20 protein-coding genes are annotated in these 23,207 nt (G+C 39.1%); all 20 read right to left on the reverse strand.

Features of this window, described 5'->3' with window-relative positions:
- Positions 1 to 2 precede the first annotated feature (2 nt).
- Positions 3 to 980, reverse strand: coding sequence for a tetratricopeptide repeat protein (locus ACFSW4_RS08850; RefSeq protein ID WP_377328748.1), 978 nt, complete (start codon positions 978 to 980; stop codon positions 3 to 5).
- A 273-nt stretch (positions 981 to 1,253) separates the two neighbouring features.
- Positions 1,254 to 2,885, reverse strand: coding sequence for a glycerol-3-phosphate dehydrogenase/oxidase (locus ACFSW4_RS08855; RefSeq protein WP_377329008.1), 1,632 nt, complete (start codon positions 2,883 to 2,885; stop codon positions 1,254 to 1,256).
- A 24-nt stretch (positions 2,886 to 2,909) separates the two neighbouring features.
- Positions 2,910 to 4,403, reverse strand: a complete 1,494-nt coding sequence (gene glpK / locus ACFSW4_RS08860) for a glycerol kinase GlpK (RefSeq protein WP_054751683.1) — start codon at positions 4,401 to 4,403, stop codon at positions 2,910 to 2,912.
- A 109-nt stretch (positions 4,404 to 4,512) separates the two neighbouring features.
- Positions 4,513 to 5,028 carry an acyltransferase gene (locus tag ACFSW4_RS08865; protein WP_054751685.1) on the reverse strand — a complete coding sequence of 172 codons (516 nt, stop codon included), beginning with the start codon at positions 5,026 to 5,028 and terminating at the stop codon, positions 4,513 to 4,515.
- Positions 5,029 to 5,033: 5 nt separating this feature from the next.
- Complete coding sequence (gene ppaX / locus ACFSW4_RS08870) at positions 5,034 to 5,672, reverse strand: pyrophosphatase PpaX (RefSeq protein WP_054751687.1); 639 nt, start codon at positions 5,670 to 5,672, stop codon at positions 5,034 to 5,036.
- Positions 5,647 to 6,621: a nucleoside recognition domain-containing protein gene (locus tag ACFSW4_RS08875; RefSeq protein WP_054751689.1), complete on the reverse strand. Its 975-nt coding sequence runs from the start codon at positions 6,619 to 6,621 to the stop codon at positions 5,647 to 5,649. Before ACFSW4_RS08875 ends, ppaX begins: the two co-directional genes overlap by 26 nt.
- Positions 6,622 to 6,639: 18 nt before the next feature.
- Positions 6,640 to 7,500: a prolipoprotein diacylglyceryl transferase gene (gene lgt, locus ACFSW4_RS08880; RefSeq protein ID WP_377328751.1), complete on the reverse strand. Its 861-nt coding sequence runs from the start codon at positions 7,498 to 7,500 to the stop codon at positions 6,640 to 6,642.
- Between the two features lie 13 nt (positions 7,501 to 7,513).
- The gene (hprK, locus tag ACFSW4_RS08885) at positions 7,514 to 8,455 is read right to left on the reverse strand and encodes an HPr(Ser) kinase/phosphatase (RefSeq protein WP_377328753.1); all 942 of its coding nucleotides are present in this window, start codon (positions 8,453 to 8,455) and stop codon (positions 7,514 to 7,516) included.
- Between the two features lie 536 nt (positions 8,456 to 8,991).
- Positions 8,992 to 9,348 (reverse strand): phage holin family protein, encoded by a 357-nt coding sequence (locus ACFSW4_RS08890; protein WP_054751692.1) that lies wholly within the window; start codon positions 9,346 to 9,348, stop codon positions 8,992 to 8,994.
- A 12-nt stretch (positions 9,349 to 9,360) separates the two neighbouring features.
- Positions 9,361 to 10,434 (reverse strand): DUF4097 family beta strand repeat-containing protein, encoded by a 1,074-nt coding sequence (locus ACFSW4_RS08895; RefSeq protein ID WP_377328755.1) that lies wholly within the window; start codon positions 10,432 to 10,434, stop codon positions 9,361 to 9,363.
- 111 nt (positions 10,435 to 10,545) lie between these two features.
- Positions 10,546 to 11,235, reverse strand: a complete 690-nt coding sequence (gene bshB2 / locus ACFSW4_RS08900; protein ID WP_054751699.1) for a bacillithiol biosynthesis deacetylase BshB2 — start codon at positions 11,233 to 11,235, stop codon at positions 10,546 to 10,548.
- A gap of 12 nt (positions 11,236 to 11,247) precedes the next feature.
- On the reverse strand, positions 11,248 to 11,601 hold the full coding sequence (locus tag ACFSW4_RS08905; RefSeq protein WP_054751701.1) for a YojF family protein: 354 nt from the start codon (positions 11,599 to 11,601) through the stop codon (positions 11,248 to 11,250).
- Positions 11,602 to 11,614: 13 nt separating this feature from the next.
- A complete protein-coding gene (gene uvrA / locus ACFSW4_RS08910) occupies positions 11,615 to 14,479 on the reverse strand; it encodes an excinuclease ABC subunit UvrA (protein ID WP_377328757.1) in 2,865 nt (954 codons plus the stop codon).
- A 9-nt stretch (positions 14,480 to 14,488) separates the two neighbouring features.
- Complete coding sequence (uvrB, locus tag ACFSW4_RS08915) at positions 14,489 to 16,456, reverse strand: excinuclease ABC subunit UvrB (protein WP_377328759.1); 1,968 nt, start codon at positions 16,454 to 16,456, stop codon at positions 14,489 to 14,491.
- A 185-nt stretch (positions 16,457 to 16,641) separates the two neighbouring features.
- Positions 16,642 to 17,835 carry a hypothetical protein gene (locus ACFSW4_RS08920; protein ID WP_377328761.1) on the reverse strand — a complete coding sequence of 398 codons (1,194 nt, stop codon included), beginning with the start codon at positions 17,833 to 17,835 and terminating at the stop codon, positions 16,642 to 16,644.
- Positions 17,836 to 17,949: 114 nt separating this feature from the next.
- Positions 17,950 to 19,425 carry a S41 family peptidase gene (locus tag ACFSW4_RS08925; RefSeq protein ID WP_054751707.1) on the reverse strand — a complete coding sequence of 492 codons (1,476 nt, stop codon included), beginning with the start codon at positions 19,423 to 19,425 and terminating at the stop codon, positions 17,950 to 17,952.
- 150 nt (positions 19,426 to 19,575) lie between these two features.
- A complete protein-coding gene (locus ACFSW4_RS08930; protein ID WP_377328763.1) occupies positions 19,576 to 20,958 on the reverse strand; it encodes a murein hydrolase activator EnvC family protein in 1,383 nt (460 codons plus the stop codon).
- A gap of 29 nt (positions 20,959 to 20,987) precedes the next feature.
- Positions 20,988 to 21,884 carry a permease-like cell division protein FtsX gene (gene ftsX, locus ACFSW4_RS08935; protein ID WP_054751713.1) on the reverse strand — a complete coding sequence of 299 codons (897 nt, stop codon included), beginning with the start codon at positions 21,882 to 21,884 and terminating at the stop codon, positions 20,988 to 20,990.
- A complete protein-coding gene (ftsE, locus tag ACFSW4_RS08940) occupies positions 21,874 to 22,560 on the reverse strand; it encodes a cell division ATP-binding protein FtsE (RefSeq protein WP_377328765.1) in 687 nt (228 codons plus the stop codon). Before ftsE ends, ftsX begins: the two co-directional genes overlap by 11 nt.
- A gap of 261 nt (positions 22,561 to 22,821) precedes the next feature.
- A complete protein-coding gene (locus ACFSW4_RS08945) occupies positions 22,822 to 23,202 on the reverse strand; it encodes a c-type cytochrome (RefSeq protein WP_377328767.1) in 381 nt (126 codons plus the stop codon).
- Between the last annotated feature and the right edge of the window lie 5 nt (positions 23,203 to 23,207).

Genomic DNA, 23,207 nt, shown 5'->3' on the forward strand with positions numbered 1-23,207 from the left:
ATTTAGCTAAAAGACTGCAAAGACGGATGTTTATTAATTCCCTCTTTCCAAATCTGTTCACTTTTCTCGCACATGCCATTAGCATCTAAAACTTTCGCATACCAATAATAATAGCTTAAATAATTTGAAACGTGATGCCTGCTCACTTGCTGAAAACGTCTTAGTGATTCTTCATTCTCATTAACACGAGCAAACGTCATAGCTACTTTTAATTTCTGCGGTTCATACGCTGGATATACGTTAAATAATGTTGGTAACAATTCATTAAATTCGCTAATTTTTCCATATTCATAATAAAAATAAACAAGATTAAGCCGGCTATGAAGATTTGAAGGATCTTGATTGAACCACGCTTCTTCTAGGGTGATTGCTTCTTCCTGATCACCTTTTCTAAAAAGAGCATAAGCATATTCATGTTTAGCCGAAAAATACTCAGGATAAACCGTCATCATTTCTTCTAAGATTTCAATCGCTTCATCCCACTCTTCATGCTCTAGGTGATAAAAAGCTGTCTCCTGGTGAATCATAATCTCGTCCATCGAATCGATATCAAAATCATCTTCCTCATACTCCTCAGCCGAAAGCTGATCAAGCATCCCTAATAAACGAACGACCTCATCTTTGAAGTCACCGTCTTCCTCGAGCTCTAAGTACTGATTTCCATACTTTTTCGCTTCATAGAACAGACCTAAATGCGCGTAATTATTAGCTAACAAATAAAAACAGTCCGGATAAGCTTGTCCATGATGATTCACCAATTCTTGAAGTAAATCATTCGCTTGATGGTACTGACCAATCTCAGTATATAGCACCGACAACTGAGATAAATAAAGTGGATGCTTTGGCTTAAGCTCTAACGCCTTCTTGAACCACTTCTCAGCCTTATCGAATCGTTTTTGCTGAAACGCTTTAACCCCATATGAAAAATAAAAATCACCTTCATGACGATAAGGTAAGACTTTCGAATCTGTAATTTGCATAAAGGCCTCCCGAACAAAGTTTGCATAACAAGTATAGCATAATTGTAGAAGTTTGACGTATTTTGCGGAATTTTCTGTAATATGATGAATAAAATCGCAGTTGAAATACACTTCGCTTTCCGCGGGCTGTCTACGAGCCTCCTCGAACTTCATTTTCATTCCGTTCTGTGCGGTCTCGTTAGCCTCGCTATTCCCACTAAAGTCTTCGTTGTATTTCAACTACTAACTATAATTACAGTCCCAAACTTATCAGGGAAGAAAAAACCCACAGGCTTATGCCTGTGGGACAGCTTTTTTAGCTTGTTGGAGTGCGGTCACCAGTTCACTTGAATACTCTTTAACTTTTTGATCTGACCAACCAAAATAAGTCTTCATGAAATTAATCACTTCTTTTTGATGTGCCTCAACCCATCCAATATTAAAAAACAGAGCTCCTGTACGACGTACGAAAAAGTCGACCGGTTTATACACTTGCTCATATTCAAGCGAGTACATGAGCTCAGCGTAAACCTCTTTAGTTAGCTTTAAATCACTAGGTGCCTGTTCGTAATAGTAAAACACCTTCTGAACATTCGAACCGTAACGGTGGACGAGCATTTTAGCATCCGCTTCATTTAGTCCTAATTTCTGCCCTTCATAAATGGAAAGTAGGGCATACGATTCAAAACCTTTAGACCCGTTCACATCACCGCCGCTAATTGGAAGATGCTTCGTTTGTGATTTTGGAGCATCTACTTCTAGTTGGTTCACCACTAAGTCAACGATCTCTTCCGCCATTTTGCGATAGCCTGTTAGTTTCCCTCCTGCAATTGACATTAATCCAGAGTCTGAGATGAATATTTCATCCTTACGCGAAATTTCAGAAGGGTTCTTGCCTTCCTCATGAATAAGCGGCCGAACACCTGACCAGGTTGATTCAATATCTTCCTCAAGTAATTTTAAATTCGGGAACATCTCGTGAATGGTTTCTAACAGGTAGATTCGGTCATCCTTATTCACAGTTGGATTGGTCAGGTCACCTTCAAAAGGTGTGTCCGTAGTTCCCACGTAGGTTTTTCCATCGCGCGGAATCGCAAAAACCATCCGGCCATCAGGTGTATCAAAATAAACCGCTTGCTGTAGTGGAAATTTGGTATGGTCAAATACTAAATGAACGCCTTTTGTATGAAATAAATATTTATCCTTTTCAACATGATCCATGGATCTGATTTGGTCAACCCATGGCCCCGTCGCGTTAACGACTTTCTTACCGTATACATGATGCACTTCGCCATCAGTTAAATCGTGCGCCTTAACGCCAATCACTTGACCATCATTGTATAAAAGCTGCTCTACTTTCATGTAATTAAAAGCTTTCGCACCTTTTTCAACCGCTTTTTTTAAAACTTCTAATGTCAAACGTGCATCGCCCGTTTTATATTCAACGTAGTAACCACTACCTTTAAGGCCCTCTCGTTTTAATAAAGGTTCGCGATCTATCGTCTCTTCGGTAGATAACATCTGGCGGCGCTCATCTTTTTTCACGCCTGCTAAAAAGTCATAGACACGAAGACCAACATTCGTCGTAAATGGTCCAAACGTTCCTTTTTCATAAAACGGGAGCATCATCCACTCTGGCGTTGTCACGTGCGGGCCATTCTCATAGACAATCTCACGTTCTTTCCCGACTTCTGCGACCATTTTCACTTCAAAGTTTTTTAAATAGCGCAGACCACCGTGTACAAGCTTCGTCGACCGGCTAGACGTACCAGCAGCGTAATCCTGCATTTCTAACACGATAACTGACAGCCCGCGGGTAATCGCATCAAGTGCAATCCCTGCACCCGTGATCCCGCCTCCAATCACGATTAGATCATATTCTTTTTGCAACGCTTCTTTGTTGTTTTGACGAAATTTATTCGACATTGAAGTCAATTTTAAACACCCTTTCTACGATGTAAATGCCTGTGTCGCTTTCACCGCTCGCTTCCAGCCATCATATTTCTCCTGCCGATCTTCTTCGCTCATCTTAGGTTCAAATACTCGGTCTGTCTTCCACTGGTTGGCAATCTCATCTTTATTTTCCCAAAAGCCAACCGCAAGTCCTGCCAAATAAGCTGCGCCTAGTGCCGTCGTTTCATTTACAACTGGGCGTTCGACATTAGCATTTAAAATGTCACTTTGAAATTGCATAAGAAAATCGTTTTGTACAGCCCCTCCGTCAACGCGTAATGTTTTCAGTTTCAGTCCCGCATCTTCAATCATCGCATTGACGACATCTTTTGTTTGATAAGCAAGAGATTCTAATGTGGCACGAATGAAGTGTTCTTTTTCCGTTCCACGAGTAAGTCCAAACACAGATCCTCGAGCATGGCTATCCCAATAAGGCGTACCTAAACCAACAAAAGCTGGCACCACATAAACACCGTCAGTGGATTCAACACGCTTCGCATACATTTCGCTATCTTTTGCCGATTTAAACATCCGAAGGCCATCACGTAGCCACTGAATAGCAGAGCCCGCAACAAAAATACTTCCTTCTAGCGCGTAGTGTATCTCACCATCGACTCCCCATGCTAATGTTGTCAGTAAGCCATGCTCTGACTTAACCGCTTCTTTACCCGTGTTCATCAGCATGAAGCAGCCAGTGCCATAAGTATTTTTAGCCATACCTTTTTCAAAACATGCTTGCCCAAATAAAGCTGACTGCTGGTCGCCACAAGCTCCCGCAATCGGCACCTCATAACCCTGAAACTGATATTCCGCTGTTTGTCCATACACTTCAGATGATGGACGTACCTCAGGCAGCATGCTTTTTGGGACACCCAAAATGTCTAACAGTTCATCATCCCATTTAAGCTCATGAATGTTATACATAAGTGTACGCGAGGCGTTTGAATAATCAGTGACGTGAACCTTTCCGCCTGTTAATTTATAAATTAACCATGTATCAATCGTGCCAAACAGAAGGTCGCCATTTTCTGCTTTCTCTCTTGCACCCTCAACATGATCTAATATCCATTTCACCTTTGTACCAGAAAAATACGGATCTAATAACAATCCTGTTTTCTCTCTAAAAAGAGCTTCGTGACCTTCTTTTTTAAGTGATTCACAAATATCTTCCGTTTGTCTTGATTGCCAGACAACCGCTTTATGTATCGGGCGTCCTGTGTGACGATCCCAAACGACGGTTGTTTCGCGCTGATTGGTAATCCCTATTCCGGCAATTTGACCAGGTTCAAGGTCTGCCTTTCTTAAAACCTCTGACATACAAAACTGAGTCGATGTCCAGATCTCGTTCGCATCATGTTCCACCCAACCTGGCTTCGGAAAATATTGTTTAAATTCCTGCTGAGCAACTTTCATCATTTCTCCATCTTTGTTAAATAAAATCGCCCTTGAACTTGTGGTTCCTTGATCAAGCGATAAAATATACTGCTCCATCCCGATTCCTCCCTTGAGCTATTAGTTATATTTTTCCCTTTTATAAATATGAAAAAACGTATACTCCAAAAGCCCTTCTTCTAGGAAGTATACGTCATCCGTCATTAAATTATTTCTGTTGTAATTGCCGCTTGTCCATCTCTTCTTTCGTATAAATGAGTTTCATTGGATTTCCGCCAACAAAACACCCTGCAGGCACGTCTTCATGAACTAAAGTGCCAGCTGACACAATAGCCCCATCACCAATCGTGACACCTGGTAAAATAGTAGAATTAGCCCCAATCATTGCTTCATCACCAATTACGACATCACCTAAGCGGTATTCTTCTATTAAATACTCATGAGCTAATATCGTCGTATTATAACCAACGATTGAATTGCGGCCAATCGAGATTTTTTCAGGAAACATGACATCAGGCATCACCATTAAAGCAAGCGCTGTCGATTCACCAATTTTCATGCGCAAGAACGTTCGATAGAGCCAGTTTTTCAGCTTAAGCGACGGCGAATAACGGCCTAGCTGAATGACGATAAAGTTTTTACAAACCTTAAAAAACGGAACCGTTTTATAGATTTGCCAAAGTGAATTACTTTCCGTTACTCTATAACGATTCGTCTTGCGCATGTATGTCACTCCTCAACAATCTTAAGTAAATCTGAAATATGGTCTAACACATAATCAGGATTCAATGATTCTATAAAATCTTTCCCCTTTGCAGACCAGGCCACACCTGCTGTTTTCGTTCCAGCGTTTTGCCCAGCATGAATGTCATGGGAATTATCACCGATCATAATAGTTGACTCTGGATTTCCTTCTAAAGCCTTCATCCCTTTTAAAACAGGTTCAGGATCAGGCTTTGCGTTTTCAACATCATCTAAGCCAATAACCACATCGAAAAATTGATCCAAATGCGTTAACTCAAGACCCTTTAACGCTGTCTCACGAATTTTCGTTGTGACAATCGCCATCTGGTATCCCTTTTCGTGTAATGCTTGTATGGTTTCAAACACACCGTCATAGCTTTTTACATACAGATCGTGGTTCGATAAATTATGTTTGCGATAGGTTGTCACCATTTCTTCCACTTCATCGGGCTTTACTTTTTCAAACGAATCACGAAGCGGTGGGCCAATAAACTGAAGAATATCCTCTCTAGAGTAATCCTTATTTAAATGCTCTTTAAATGTATGTTTAAATGATTCAACAATCAGCTCGTTCGTATCAATTAAAGTCCCATCTAAATCAAATAGAATCGTACGTATGCTCATGTGTGACTGCATCCTTTCTGGTGTCTTTTTTCTTATTCTTTTCAGCTTTGTTCCAAATATAAGCAATGGTTGCGGTTAAAATAACGGCTGTCGTTAGACGTATAATTAATAACGGTAAAACCGGTATTCCTAATGGGACAAAGACCAACGTATCTTCGACAACGGAGTGACATGTGACTAAGAAAATTAAGACTAACGTCATATCTTTTCTAGACACACCATCCTCTTTAACGGCTTGAATCATAAGCCCTGCACCATACGCAAGACCGATAGTTAGACCGGCAACGAGAGTCATGGATGCGTTTTCTTTGACGCCTAACATTTTTGTAAATGGAGCCATCTTTTGCGACATCCAGTCCATCCATTTATGTTCTCTTAAATATTGCATAACAATCATTAACGGAATGACAATAGCAGCCAACTGAACGATGGATAACGCAGCGGTTTCAAGACCGGTTAGCACAATCTCACCCCAGCCTGTCGGTTCAGGGCCTTCATTTGAGATCAGACCGTACTGAGCCATCTCCTTCCCGCCTTGCCAAAATAAATTCACAAGTACTGCTGAAACAACAGCTAGACCAACTCTGACCGCAATAATAATCCAAAATTTCACACCGACTTTAGATGCAACAGCAGATTCAATAAATAAATTATGTGAAAACGATAGCATGAGCGCTAAAATAAACACTTCTTTTACCGTAAAATCAAAACTGACGATCGCTCCAATTCCAGCATACAAGTTGAGTGCATTACCTAACACTAACGGGACGGCCGCTTCCCCTGGCAGTCCAAGTAATGTCATAAGCGGCGCAATCCAGTCAATAATCCACGGAAGAACAGGTGTGTACTGCAGGATTGTGACGATCAGAGTAATTGGAAATATGATTTTACCTAAAGTCCACGTTAATGACAGACCACTTTGAATTCCCCTTTTTAATATACCCTTCACGTTCTCGTCTCCCTTGTGTTATTTTTTCTTTTTCTTCCTATTAGAACCTTGTTTCTTTAGAGAAGTTCCATCATACAGCACGTCATCATAACCTTTTTTGTGGCGGTAATAGAGCACTGCTAAACTACCTAAGATGAGTACAATTGAAATAACCTGTGCTGTACGTAAACCAGGTACAATATATAAACTATCTGTTCTCATGGCTTCAATAAAGAAACGTCCAAATGAATACCACATCACATATGATAAGAAAATCACACCACGGCGCGGGTTCACTTTATATCTTAAAACAAGTAATAAAATGATGCCTAACATACTCCAAACCGACTCATATAAAAACGTCGGGTGATGATATACGCCATCGACACACATCTGATTCATGATGAAATCAGGCAAGTATTGATGGAAGCTTTGATAAGTTGACTCAGAAATGGGGCCTCCATAGGCTTCCTGATTCATGAAGTTCCCCCAGCGACCTAACATCTGACCAATTAAAAGGCTAGGCGCTGCAATGTCTACCACTTTCCAAAATGACACATTTTTCTTCTTCGTATAAAGATACGCAACTAATACTGATGCAATTAATGCACCATGAATCGCTAGGCCACCTTCGCGGATATCAATCATCTCTAAAAGCGAATCGTAATGCTCAAACTGAAAAATGACATAATACATTCTTGCCCCAATAATAGCAGCAGGAATCGCAAAAACTAATAAATCAATAAAGAAATCTTTATGTAAGCCTAAACGTTTAGCTTCACGCTGTGCAACAATCAGCCCGGTTAATGCACCTAACATAATTAAAAAACCATACCAGTATACAGGGAATGGGCCTAAATTAATAAATACGCGATCATATGGTTCTGCTGAACAGTACATCATTTACTCCCCTTTATTCAATTTCTTTCTTATCAACATCATCTTCAATCACAGCATTTAAACGGTTTGAAAACTCCTCAGCTGTGTTAACTCCCATCCGTTTCAATCGGAAGTTCATCGCAGCTACCTCTATAATAACCGATACATTACGTCCAGGTCTAACCGGAATCGTTGCTTTCGGTAACTCAACATCCATAATCTTGAGTTTATCCTCATCTAAACCAAGACGATCATATTGTTTATTCGCTTCCCAAGTTTCGAGATAGACCACTAACGATATGCGTTTATAATTTCGTACTGCACCTGCCCCAAATAACGTCATCACATTAATAATGCCAAGTCCACGTATTTCGAGTAAATGCTCAATTAAGTTCGGCGGATTACCGATTAACGTATCATAATCCTCCTGGCGAATTTCTACATTATCATCGGCAACTAAACGATGACCACGCTTCACTAGCTCAAGCGCTGTTTCGCTTTTACCGATACCACTTTTGCCTGTAATTAACACGCCAACACCATACACATCCACCAACACTCCATGAAGAGCTGTTGATGGTGCGAATTTTGTCTCTAAAAACGTCGTTAAACGACTAATAACACGAGTCGTTTTATAAGGTGATCGCATCACAGGAACGCCAGCTTGGTTGGCTGCTTCTATCAATGCCTTGGGCACATCAAGTCCTCGTGTAATGACAATACCTGGAGTTACATCAGTACATAAACGCTCCATTCTGTCTGCAATTTCTTCAGGTTTTAAGTCATAAAGAAATAAAAGCTCCGTTCTTCCCATTAACTGAAGCCGTTCTTTTGGATAATGCGTAAAATAACCAGCCATCTCCATACCTGGCCTTGAAATATCACTGCTGAAAATTTCTCTATGTACGCCATCTTCACCAGCGACAAGTTCTAAATCAAATCGTTCAATTAAATCCTTCGTACGGACCTTTATCATCCGTCTCTCTCCTTCTATATCACATTATTCATAACTATATCATATCGTAAAAACCTATATCATGAAAAAGGTTTAATTGATATATTTTAATAGTATATTCGCTTCGTCAAAATACTTCTTTGCAGTCTTGCACGAGGAACCTAAAAAAGCCCAATTAGAAAACGCAGGTGCAAACTATGTTGATCTTCAGCTAGTGCTGTTCCCGTCGAACAAGACGTTATAGGCGCACTTTTTGGGGTTTATCGGTCATTTTTCCGGATTTATCGACCAGTTTTTCGGATTTATCGGCCACTTTTTCGGATTTATCGGCCAGTTTTAGCCGACCTGGAGTCGCCACCTTCGCTTATCACTTTACAAAACACAGATTCGAGGTATTATTCCTCGGGTCAAGGGTTCAAGGAAGCTAATTCAAAGTAGCACCCTCGTGTCTTGCCCGCCGAAAGGGAAGGCCTAACCTGGAAAGTCAACCTTTTTTACCCTAATTAATAAAATACAGAGTCACTAAAAAATCCCCCTCATTTGAGGAGGATCAATCATCAATCTAATACTTCCTTTAAGATCTTTTGAAGTATAGTGTTTAGAATGGTAATAATTATGGCGGCGAGAATTGCGGTTCCCCAGCCATTAATAACAAAGTCCGTACCTAACAATCCTTGAGTAATCATGAGTGTAATAGCATTGATGACAAACAAGAAAAGTCCTAAAGATATAATCGTAATCGGTAGAGTGAGTACGACTAAAATCGGTTTGACGATGGCATTTAAGATTCCGAGAATGATGGCGGCGATTACTGCCGTCGTGACACCATCAATTTCTACGTCTTGAAACAATTCATTTACCGCAAGTAATGCTATTGTATTAACGACAATAGAGATGATCCAATTTTTGATCATAACCTAACTCCTTTAACTAAAACCGTTTATTTTAATACTTCCTGTTTTAGCTTCTATATCAACATCTACATAAGATTCATCTTCATCTGAGGTGTTATAAAACTGAACCGTCTTCTTAACAATCTGATCTTCTACTTTTTGAACAACGACATTCGGTATATTGACATCCACACTACCTACACTCGTATTGGCATGGCCCCTTACCTTGATAGACTTAGGTAAATATAATTGTGCTGAACCTGTCGTCGTTTTAAGGTCCACCCGTTTAACATTTGAATTTCGTAGATATGTGCGCAGGCTGCCCGTTGTAATATCTGCATCTAAATGCTCGATCTGACCATCATAATAAATTGAGCCTGTTGTGGTCTCTAATTTTGCCTTAGACAATTTCACTTGATCTAACCGAATCGACCCATGTCTTGTTTCAACGTAAACTGAATCTCCTTGATAGCCATCTAAACGCACACTACCGTTAATGGTAGATAGACGTGCGATGTGAATCGTCAAATCTCTGGATTTAATCGACCCATTAATCGTTTTAATATAAGCTTGTTCATATTCCTTTTTAGGTAAATGTATGATAATTTCGGCTGAAACATTCTTTTGACCCTGACTGATTTGTAGAGCATCATTGGTCACGCCTACTGAAAACGTCTCATCAAAGGTTTGTTCCGCTTTATACTGATCATCTTCTTTATAGACTTTACCTTTTAGTTCAACTAAGATTTGGTCTTGATCGGATGTAATGAACTCAACTGAACTATTTACTAAATCAAAATCGAACTGCTTAATACCTTCTGAAGAGAAATCAAAGCTCCGATTAACATTCACATGATTAAACGTAAATTCAAATGGACCTTCCTTAATTCTCTGAATCGTATCGTCTATAAAACTTAAGAAACCGTCCTTAAAACTTCTAAATTCTTTTTTAAACTCTTTAAATGAATCCTCATCTGTATCTGTTTTACTATTAGACTCTTTGACGTGTTGACCTTTATCAACCGCGTCTAACAGTTTTTCGGCTTCATCTGATGTAATATGACCTTCTTCTAATAGCTTTAAAATTTTATTTCGCTCTTCACTCATTTACATACTCCTCTCAAGAACATCCTACATTAATTGTATGAAATACTAAGATGTTCGCCATCAACCAGAGGACTGAAATGTTTAAACTTATTTTCAGACCTGAGTCGGAGATTAGTAGTTCACTTGATCTATATCCACTTCATAGAAGCCTTCAAAACGGAATCTCTCGAGAGCTGCCTCGTATTCATTATCTGACTCGCTATTTGCTAATAACTGACTAAGCATTCCCTCTGCTTGAGAGCGGTGGGCTTTAATTGCATCTAACTTCTGATCAAATGAATCTATGAGGTCAATAACGACGTTAGGCTTACCTAGCTTTTCGACATGGTCATTCGAAAAAGCTGTCGCCCAAACAGTCGGTCTTTGATCAGGGTCCATCATTTTAACCGCTTCAAAAGCTGCTGCACCCATCGCATTATGGTCTGGATGCACAGCGAACCCAGGATAAAATGTGATGACAAGTGTTGCCCCTAAATTCTCTAAATAATTTTTAAACCGTTCTGCCATCTCATCTCTCGGTTCAAACTCAATCGTCTTATCGCGATAACCAAGCATTTCTAAGTTCATATCGAGGACTTTACAAGCATCCTGTAATTCCTTTTTACGAATTTGAGGAAGCGTCTCACGATTAGCGAAAAATGGACTTCCCATGTTCCGTCCCATTTCCCCTAATGTTCCGCATAGATACGTTACCGGAACACCCGCTTTGCGGAATTTCGTAATGGTGCCTGCTGCCCCAAAGGATTCGTCGTCTGGGTGTGGATATATGACCACTACATGATTATGTTCTTCAAAATTCATTACGGTTCCTCCTTAGTACGAAAATGGCTCTGGACTGATTTGAAGCGCGACCATTAATCGTCCTTCTTTGTCATGTCCTGCAATAAGTAGTTGATTGTTTTCGTTAAATTCAAAATCTGTAAGGCCTTCTGCGTAAATCCAGCCAATCTCATGCTTTAATCCAACTCGATAAGAACCTTCGTGCTCAACGATTTTACCTTGACTATAAGTTAATCTCGCATTTCGAATATAAGCACCAACATTGTAGGCATTTGCATTAAAGTGACTAGCATACGCCCCGTTAGTTGTTTCAAGGTGAACATATACGGGTTGGTTGGCAAATTGATTAATATAATCTTGAACGATTTCAAGTTTAATAGCTTCCATCATGCTTCCCCTTTCATTTCGCTGTGCTTTCTAAAATTCTTTCTTCCATTCGTTTTCGGTCACGTTCTAATACTGGCCCTAAATATTGCCCTGTAAACGACTCTTTTACTTCAGAGACCTCTTCTGGCGTCCCAGTTGCGATAATTTGACCTCCACCTTCTCCGCCTTCAGGTCCTAAATCAATAATATGATCGGCCGTTTTAATGACATCTAAATTATGCTCAATAATTAATACGGTATCACCGTTTTCAACTAATCTTTGAAGCACGTTAAGCAATCTCGAAATGTCATGAACATGGAGTCCTGTAGTTGGTTCATCTAATATATAAAAAGATTTACCATTTGAACGGCGGTGTAATTCACTCGCAAGCTTGACCCGCTGAGCTTCACCACCAGATAATGTTGTTGCTGGTTGCCCAAGACGAATATATCCAAGACCAACATCTGCAACGGTTTGAATTTTTCGCTTAATTTTAGGTATGTTTTCAAAGAACTCAAGTGCTTCTTCTACTCTCATCTCTAATACATCTGCAATGTTCTTACCTTTGTATTTCACTTCAAGCGTCTCTCTATTATATCGTTTACCATGGCAAACTTCACATGGTACGTATACATCAGGTAGAAAGTGCATCTCAATTTTAATGATTCCATCACCTTTACAAGCTTCACAGCGTCCGCCTTTTACATTGAAGCTAAAACGGCCTTTATTATAGCCTCTAATTTTGGCTTCACTTGTTTGCGCAAAAACGTCACGAATATCATCGAAGACACCTGTATACGTAGCAGGATTCGACCTAGGTGTACGCCCAATTGGTGATTGGTCAATATCAATTACCTTCTCAAGCTGATCAATGCCTCTGATTTCTTTGTGTTTACCTGGTTTCTTTTTTGAACGATGGAGTTTCTGTGACAATGATTTATATAAAATTTCATTGATGAGTGTACTTTTACCTGATCCAGATACGCCGGTTACAACAGACATAACACCTAAAGGTACTGTCACATCGACATTTTTCAAGTTATTTTCTTCTGCTTTCTTAATCTTTAAAGTGCGTTTCTTAATAACTTTACGTCGTTTAATTGGAAGTGGGATAAATTGTTTCCCGCTTAAGTATTGCCCTGTTAATGATTGTTCATGCTCCATTACTTGTTGTGGTGTCCCACTAGCCACAATTTCTCCGCCTTGAGCCCCTGCTCCAGGACCAATGTCAACAAGGTAATCGGCAGCTAACATCGTATCTTCATCATGCTCAACGACAATGAGCGTATTATCTAAATCTCTCATTCGTTTTAACGTAGAGATTAACCGGTCATTATCACGTTGGTGTAAGCCAATTGAAGGCTCATCTAATACATAAAGCACGCCTGTTAAAGCTGAGCCAATTTGAGTAGCGAGCCTGATTCGCTGAGCTTCCCCACCTGATAACGTACCGGCAGAGCGAGAAAGTGTTAAATAATTTAGACCCACATTAACTAAAAAGGTTAATCGGTCATTAATTTCTTTGACAATCATTCTAGCAATTTGTTGTTCTTTTTCACTTAATTGAATCGATTCAATCCAATCCAATGCATGTGCAACTGATTTTTCAGTTAGCTGACCAATATGAATGCCGTTGACCTTAACGGATAACGCTTCTTCAGATAAGCGATAGCCTTCACACGTCGGACATTCTTTTTGTGCCATATATTTCTCCATTTGTTCACGCACATAGCTAGATACGGTTTCATGGTAACGTCTAGACACATTAGAAACGACGCCTTCAAAGTATATCTCGTTTTCACGAACCTGACCTCTTCTGCCCTCATATTTGAATAAAATACGGTCTTTTCCGCTTCCGTAAAGAATTTTATCTAACTGTTTCTTAGGTAGATTTTTTATAGGTGTATCCATATCAATCCCGTAATGATCACAAACACTCTTAAGGAGTGATGGATAATAATTGGACGACACGGGCTTCCAAGGCGCAATAGCATGTTGATTTAGTGTTAAGTCCCAATCGGGAATGACTAAATCTAAGTCAACCTCTAAGTGTGAACCAAGTCCGTCACAGGTTGGACAAGCACCAAAAGGACTATTAAACGAAAATAGTCTTGGTTCTAACTCGCCAATTGTAAATCCACACTTCGGACATGCAAAGTTTTCGTTAAATAATAGTTCATCACCATCAATAATATCAACGATCGCCTGACCATCACTTAATTTTAAAGCCGTTTCAAAGGAATCACTTAAACGGGCTTCCACACCCTCTTTGACAATAATGCGGTCCACTACAACTTCAATGGTATGTTTTTTATTTTTATCTAAGTTAATTTCTTCACTAATCTCACGCATTTCGCCATCTACGCGTAGACGAATATAACCTTCTTTTTTAAGGTCCTCTAGAACTTTCGCATGCTCACCTTTTCTTCCTGAAATAACTGGAGATAAAACTTGAAGTTTTGTACGTTCTTCAAGTTCCATCACACGATCAACCATTTGCTCAACCGTTTGAGCTGAAATTTCCTCACCATGAATTGGACAGATTGGATGACCAACCCTTGCGTACAATAGACGAAGATAATCATAAATTTCGGTAACCGTACCAACCGTTGACCTTGGATTGCGACTCGTAGTCTTCTGATCAATCGAGATTGCTGGGGATAAGCCTTCTATGGCATCGACATCAGGCTTATCCATCTGCCCTAAAAACTGACGAGCATATGCAGATAACGATTCGACATAACGGCGCTGACCTTCCGCGTATATCGTATCAAAGGCAAGGGATGATTTACCTGAACCAGAAAGACCCGTCATCACCACTAATTTATTTTTAGGAATTTCAATATCAATATCTTTTAAATTATGGGCGCGTGCCCCCTGAATCTTAATGGACTTCATTTGAATAAATCATCCTTCCACTTTTAGCTCTGTAATGATGTCTCTTAGCTCCATTGCTTTTTCAAAATCTAACTCTTTAGCGGCTTGTTTCATTTCTGCTTCTAAACGTTCAATCATTTCTGCTTTTTCATCTTTAGATAACTTACTGTATTCGGCTAGCTTATCTTCCTCATCCGAATCATAAGTTGCTTTGATTACGTCGCGAATTTCTTTATTAATCGTCTTAGGTGTTATGCCGTGTTTTTCGTTGTAAGCCTTTTGAATCTCCCGACGACGATCTGTCTCGTCCATGGCGAATTGCATAGACTTTGTAATGCGGTCGGCATACATGATGACTTCACCGTTTTCATTACGTGCAGCACGCCCAATTGTCTGAACTAGCGATCTGTCAGAACGTAAAAATCCTTCCTTGTCAGCATCTAAAATCGCAACTAATGACACTTCAGGAATATCGAGTCCCTCACGTAGTAGGTTAATCCCAACTAATACATCATAAACGCCAAGACGTAAATCACGAATAATCTCAATACGTTCTAAAGTTTTTATTTCAGAATGAAGGTAAGCAACTTTAATGCCCATTTCCTGCAAGTAATTCGTTAAGTCCTCAGCCATTTTGATCGTAAGCGTGGTTACAAGGACGCGTTCATTGTGCTCTTTTCGTTTATTTACTTCACCAATTAAATCGTCAATTTGGCCTTTGATTGGGCGAACATCAATTTTCGGATCTAACAAGCCTGTCGGACGAATAATCTGTTCAATAACCCCTGGAGAGTGCTCGAGTTCATAATCACCAGGTGTTGCCGATACATATAAAATATTATCAATATGCTTTTCAAACTCTTCAAATTTAAGCGGACGGTTGTCTAGCGCAGATGGTAATCTGAAACCGTGATCCACTAACGTCATTTTACGTGCTTGGTCTCCGTTATACATCGCACGAACCTGAGGTAGTGTGACGTGTGACTCATCAATGACAATGAGTGAGTCATCTGGAAAATAATCTAATAATGTGTAAGGAGTTGATCCAGGTTCACGAAATGATAAATGCCTTGAGTAGTTCTCAATCCCAGAACAAAAGCCCATTTCGTTCATCATTTCTAAATCATAATTTGTACGCTGCTCTAAGCGTTGTGCTTCTAACAGCTTATCTTCCTGTCTAAACTTCTCTAACTGCTCTTGAAGCTCCTGTTCGATATTTTTAATCGCGCGCTTCATTTTTTCTTCACGCGTGACGAAGTGGGATGCTGGGAAAATAGCAACGTGTTCACGGTCACCTATAATTTCTCCTGTTAAAGCATCCACTTCACGAATTCGGTCAATTTCATCTCCAAAAAACTCTATACGAATACAGTGCTCTTCCCTCGACGCCGGGATGACTTCAACTGAGTCACCTCGCACCCTAAATGTACCACGCTGAAAGTCAATATCGTTACGTGCATATTGAATATCGACAAGATCTCTTAGCACTTGATCGCGTTCTTTTTCCATTCCAACACGAAGTGATAAGACGAGCTCCTTATACTCATGAGGCGAACCTAAACCATAAATACACGACACACTTGCAACGATTAGTACATCATTACGTTCAAATAATGAAGACGTCGCGGAGTGTCTTAGCTTATCAATCTCATCATTAATACTAGCGTCTTTTTCAATATACGTATCTGTATGCGGGACATAAGCTTCAGGCTGGTAGTAATCGTAATAACTGACGAAATACTCAACCGCATTATTTGGAAAAAACTCTTTAAACTCACTATACAGCTGTCCTGCTAGCGTTTTGTTATGTGCAATCACTAACGTTGGGCGATTTATTTCCTTAACCACGTTTGAAACCGTAAACGTTTTCCCTGTACCCGTTGCACCGAGTAACGTTTGGTGTCGTTCGTTATGTTCAATGCCATTTACAATTTTTTCAATGGCTTTTGGCTGATCTCCTTGAGGCTCAAACTGAGAATGAAGTTCAAACTGATTCACAACATCATCTCCAATATATATAAACTACAAATATTATAACATAAAAACACGAACAAAAGTTCTGTTTTGATATTTTTCTCTATTTTAAGGATAAGTTTGTCGGGCCTAATTTGCAAAGAATGTGAATGAAAGGTCTACATTAAAGAAAAACGCAATCACCCTAGTGGATGATCGCGTTTGACCAATTAACTTATTTCTTCTGTTCTTAGCGTGAATTTAGGCATTTCTTTTACAAAGATTAATCCTAATTCATGGTATTCCCCTTCATATAGGGCTCTTTGAACAAATCGAACTTCTCCAGACAAATCTTGAACTGCCATTTTACAAAAAGTACGATGTTCGCTCATCACTTCATAAAATTCTTGTTCATTTGAAATAGGCTCATCGTGAATTCGTTCAATTTTTTCACCAACGACAAGTTCCATTTCTTCTGCCGGTGAATTAGGCATAACACCCACAATCACAATGCCATCTTCTTTCGGTATAAAAATAGGCGATTGTTCTCTGTCCAATACATATGAAACATAATGGATGGCTAATCTACCTAAGATGGCAGCTAACACTAAGTATATACTCAACTCAGGAAATACATAAATTCCGTATGAACCGATTAAGAGAAGAACAAGTAAAACTGATAAGGCTCTAGCAACTTTTCGTGCGCCAATATCTGAAAAGTTCCCTTTAAAACGCTGGGACACTCCAATCACAAACGGAAATAATACAAGTCCGAACTGATCGCTTAAGCCAAATGCTGGCCACCAAGTAAACAGTGATAACTCTAAAGCTCCCGATGGAACAGGAACAAAGGCAGGAATGACGCATAACCGTTTCACCAAGTGACTTCCGACAAATTTACCACGCTTGCTTTTTTGCAATTCAGGAAATGATTGATTGCGTTTAGCAGTCGCAAACAAAATAATCTCAACGATTAATAAAAACATTAACACATAACTCACTAACACGAGATTAATATTACTTAATGAACTCAACCAATCAGGCAGTTGTACATTAAAGGTATTAATTAACCACATCGTAATTGCAACGATTCCCAAGGTATAAACAGGTGATAACAGCCACACTTGGTTGATTAACAAAAGCAAAGCGACTACCACTGTAAGTAACCAAAGCCATTGCAGACTGAGCATTGATCCAGTTAAGATCATTGCCGCAGATAACAGAACTCCAAATACAACACTGGTTACCCATGTACCTGTCCATTCCGCACCTATCGGAAACACGCGATGCCGAAACATAGATCTCTCATTTTTAACCCTAATATAACCTGTCCAAAACGTAAACAATATAGCCAAATAAAACATAGGCTGAGCAAATAGCCATAAAACCCCAATTCCGAACTCTTTCAACCACTCTATCGCCATCGCTGTTCAAACCTCCGATCAAGATGTCCTACTCTAATATTTTCGTCAAAATATAGTGTTCTCCTTCATTTAATATAAATAGATGACTCAACCAAAGCTGAGTCACCTAAAACATTATTTAAAAAGTACTTCCATTGCCTTTTGTAACTGTTCATCATACTTTGCGTTATCTACAGCATCTAATATTTGTTGTTCTAATGCTGCTTCAGTTTTTTCATTTAATGTACCTGTAACGTCAAGGTCATTTTGTTTCTGGAAATTTTCTAAGGCCGTTTGTGTTTCCTGATTAAAATAACCGTCCGTTCTACCAGGTTTGTAACCGAGACCTTCTAACATCACTTGCATTTTAACGACTTCTTGCCCTGTTTGATTATACTCAAGAGGCTCTTCTGTTTGAATGAGTGACGTGTAGAAAAATTCAGGCTGTTCAGCTTTAACAGTAGGTTCTACACCAACTTCATTAATTTTATCCCCACTTGGGTCTAACCAGTTCATAACCGTTAGTTTAAGTAATCCATCTCCAACTTCCATCGTTTGCTGGACGGTACCTTTACCAAATGTTGTTTTACCTACAATTTCGTAGCCACCCACTTCTTTCATCGCCCCAGCTAAAATCTCAGAAGCCGATGCACTACCTTCGTTGGTTAATACCGAAATTGGATAATCCTTTTCACCAGATTGTTTTAGGTAATAAGGCTGTGGGTCTCCGTCTCTCATAGAAACTTGCATAAACGGTTCATCTTTCGGTAAAAAGTTCCCTAATATCTCTTGAACAGAGTTAAGTAAACCACCAGGGTTACCTCGAACATCAATAACTAAACCGTCTATATTCTCTTCATCTTCTAACTTCTTCAATTCTTTACTAAACTCTTGTGACGTTTTTTCAGAGAATGAACGGATTTCAAGAATACCTACTTTTTTCCCGTCTTGCTCTTCTACTTCAGAATATACTGTTGTAACAGGAATCGTATCTCTTGTGATAGTTACTTTAAACGGTTCACCGTCTCCAGGTCGATCAATTGTCAACGTGACGTCCGATCCTTTTTCACCGCGAATGAGTGAAACAGCTTCAAACACACTCATCCCTTCAAGACTCTTTCCGTCAACTTCTAAAATACGATCGTTAGGTCTAATTCCCGCTCGTTCCGCAGGAGTATTTTTAATTGGGGATACAATCGTTATGTAATTATCACGCTTTGTAACCTCCGCCCCAATCCCTTCAAAGGTAGACTCGATTTGACTTTGGAACTGCTCCATCGTCTCGGCATTCATATATTCACTGTAAGGGTCGCCAAGTTTATTAACGATCCCTTCTAATGCACCTTCAATTAACTTTTCGCGAGAAACTTCTTTAACATATTCATCTTCAATAATATTCATTGTGTAGCTTAAAGCATCAAGATCTGAGTAATCCTCTTGTTCCTTTTGTTCTGAGTTCTCATCTTCCTGCTCTTCTTGCTCTTGCTCATTTGTTGGGCTGGCTTGTTCATTTGGTTCATCTAACAATTCTAGTGTCGCAGCTGTAACCCCTCCGCCAACGAGTAGGGAGACAACTACAATCATCACTAACCACTTCTTCGTTAATTCCAATCGATTCACCCCAATAAAATACAATGTTTGTATTAGTTTATTATACCATGACGTGTTCTTAAAGTAATGAGTCGAGTTAAACTTTATAAAAATATCCTTTTAATATAAAAACAACCCTAATTGAATAAACAATTAGGGTTGTATAGTAAACTATTGAATTCCATAACTTGCAGGGTTAACAGCATTAGATTTACTCATATTCCAGCTTCCTTTGTGTAGTTCAAAGTGTAAATGCTGTCCATATGAACGACCTGTATTACCTTGGTGACCAACTACTTGTCCTTGACTAACTGTCTGACCTTCTGATACTAGTCGATTTCTCATGTGAGCATATACCGTTGTATATTTTTGCCCGTTAACCATATGTACGATAAATACTACATTACCGTAACTACTAGAATAATAGGAACGAGACACAACTCCCGATGCAGCTGCTTTTACGGCTACGCCAGGGCCATGACGTGAAATGTCTATACCAGCGTGTAGGTCACCCCAACGACCTCCAAATCCAGATGTTAAGACACCACTTGTTGGGCGAATAAATCCAGAGTCATTTTTAACATTCGTTGTCTGTTGGACAGTTCCACCAGATTGAGCAGCTTTTTTCTCTGCTCTCTTTTGCGCTTCAAGTTCATCGATCAGCTTATCAAAAGCGCGTTTCTGAGAAGCTAAATTCGCTCGTTCTTCATCAATACTCATTTTATGATCATGTAGTTCCTCTTCTTTTTTCTGAAGATTAGCTAATAATGTATTCTGTTCTGATAGCTTATCATTTAAGCTACTCTCTAAACCTTGTAAGTCTCTCATATCTGCAACTAACGATTCCTTTTGACCTTCTAATTGGTCTCTTTGTGCAGATAATTGATTTTTATTTTCCTCAACCTGTGCCTTTGAATCTTCTAACTCTTGCTTGTCCTTCTCAAGTTTCATCTTATCATTAAGATGCTCTCTTAAGATGGCTTGGTCTTGATCCATGATTTTACTAACGGCTTGCGTACGGCTAATAAAATCACCGAAATCAGATGCGCCCATAATTACTTGTAAGTATTTAACACTACCACCATTACGCTGAAGATTACGCAAACGATCTGTTAGTAAATCTTCACGCTGTTCAATTTTTCGTTTCGTTTCTTTAATACTTTGTTTTAACTCTTTGATTTTTTGCTTTAAACGCTCGATTTCTTCTTCTAATTCTTGAATTTCATTTTCGACTTTTTTAATTTCGTTTTGCGTACGTTCAATTTCGCCTTTCTTTTCATCAATCTGATTTTGTGCTTTGTTTATTTCTTCTTTTAAACTATTAATCTTGCTTCTCATTTCGCTTTGTTCTTCTTTGTTTTCTTCAATTAAATTCTCTAATTTTGATAATTCACCTGATAAAGCTTTTCGTTTTTCAGTAGCTTTTTCTGATTTCTCTTTTAGGTCATTAATTTCTTGATCAACATTTGCATGTGCTTCATTAACTTGAGTAAAAGCTGCTCCAAACATCGCTAACAACGTTACTGACATAATAACGGTTATTCTTTTGTACAACACACATTCCCTCCTATTATACTCTCTCACTATACGTTCAAGAATTTCCTTACGCTCATTACGCTTCCCCAAACACCGATAAAGACTCCAAGTCCAAGTAACAATAATGACAGCTGCCAAGCAAATGGATTAAATGGTAATAATTCTACGAATGGCAGTAAATTACGTCCAGCTACATTTTGATATAGATAGTAGTAGCCAACTACAACCATTGTGATTGGAATAATGGAACCAATCACTCCCATTAACATTCCTTCTATAAAGAATGGCCAGCGAATAAAGCTGTTCTTAGCCCCTACTAACTTCATAATGCCAATCTCATTTGCTCTTGCGATAATCGTCATTCTAATCGTATTAGAAATTAGGAAGATTGCTGTAAATAGCAGCGCTGTGATGAACCCAATTCCTATGTATCTAGCATATTTATTAAAAGTTAAAAGACGTTCTACGGTTGCCTGAGAGTAATCAACCTCATCAACGTAATCCATCTGTTTAACTTGTTTTGATAGATTCTTATAATAATTCGCATTGGTTGCTTTAATTACAAACACATCATTAAGTGGGTTACTGTCTTCAAACATCATGCCCCACTCATCACCAGATTCACCCATATCTTCAATCAGTTTGTTTAATTCTTCTTCTTTTGATGAATACTCAATCGACTTAACATTGGATAATTCATTCAAGTTAGATTCAAGTTCCTCAATAGCTTGTTCTTCCGCACCAAGTTCAACATATACATTCATTTGTACATCCTGTTCAATGTTTTGTGCGACTTGGTTTAAGTTCAGAATTAAAGCTAGAAAAATCCCAACGAGAATTAATGTGGTCGTTACTGCACCGACTGAAGCGACTGTCATCCAGCTATTTCTTATGATGTTTTTAGAACCTTCTCTAAAGTGTCTTCTAGCTGTACTAAGCTTCATAACCGTACTCTCCTCGATGCTCATCCCTTACAACTTGTCCATTTTCCATCGCAATAACGCGCTTTTTCATGTTATTGACAATCTCTTGACTGTGGGTCGCCATAATGACGGTAGTTCCAGATGAGTTAATATCTTCAAAAAGCCTCATGATTTCCCACGACGTCTCCGGGTCTAAGTTACCAGTTGGCTCATCAGCAATTACAACTTTCGGATTGTTGACGATTGCCCTTGCAATAGCAATCCGTTGCTGCTCCCCACCTGATAATTGTGCTGGAATAAAACGCGCTTTATGTTTTAAACCAACTTGATCGAGTACACTCATGACACGACGACGGATCTTTTTAGGGTTTTCTTCAATAACTTCTAACGCAAAAGATACGTTTTCATAAACGGACTTTCGCTGAAGCAATTTGAAGTCTTGGAAGATAACACCTATATCGCGCCTTAAAAACGGAACATCTTTCTTTTTCAATCGTCCTAACTCCACATTATTTATGTACACTTCACCTTTTGATGGGACCTCCTCACGATACATCATTTTAATAAACGATGTTTTTCCGGCGCCACTAGGTCCTACCACATATACAAAATCACCTTTTTGGATGGATACATCTATGCCATTCAAGGCAGCCACGCCATTCTTATAAACCTTGTAGACATTTTTCATTTGAATCATAGACGCCACAGTACCTCCTGTTGTAAAAGAAAAGCCATGAAATTTCTGAAAATTCATTTATTTCAACATTCATTATATCATATATCGACAATTATTCCTATTTTATATTAAACCTTTTATTCAGATATTTTATATTATAACACGTTACGACATTTTGTTTAGGGAAAATTTTGTTACATTTTTATTTCAAACGTTAAAAAGTGAGTTACAAAGACAAAAAAATAGCCCTTGGACCTAAATCCAAGGACATTTGTCATTATATTACCTATTTACTAACCAATCGGCAACTTTTTGTGCATCTTCTTCACTAACTTGATCTTGTGCTGGCATTTGCCCTTTACCATTTTTGATAATACCTACAATGTCATCAGCACTATAGTTATCACCAACATTTTTTAGAGATGGACCCATGCCACCACTTAAGTCTCCACCGTGACAACTAGCACAGTTGGTCTTATAAACTTCTTCACCAGCTTGGGCAGTTTGTTCGCCGCCACTTTCTTGACCAGATTCTTCACCAGATTGCTCTTCACCTGTGTCACCAGTATCGCCAGTATCACCATTGTTACCGCCATCATCGCCGCCACCACAAGCAGCTAGTACTAACATCACACTAAACATACCTACAAGAATCTTTTTCATAAATA

Origin of the sequence: Piscibacillus salipiscarius (genome assembly GCF_042685285.1) — a bacterium.
GTDB lineage: Bacteria > Bacillota > Bacilli > Bacillales > Alkalibacillaceae > Piscibacillus > Piscibacillus salipiscarius.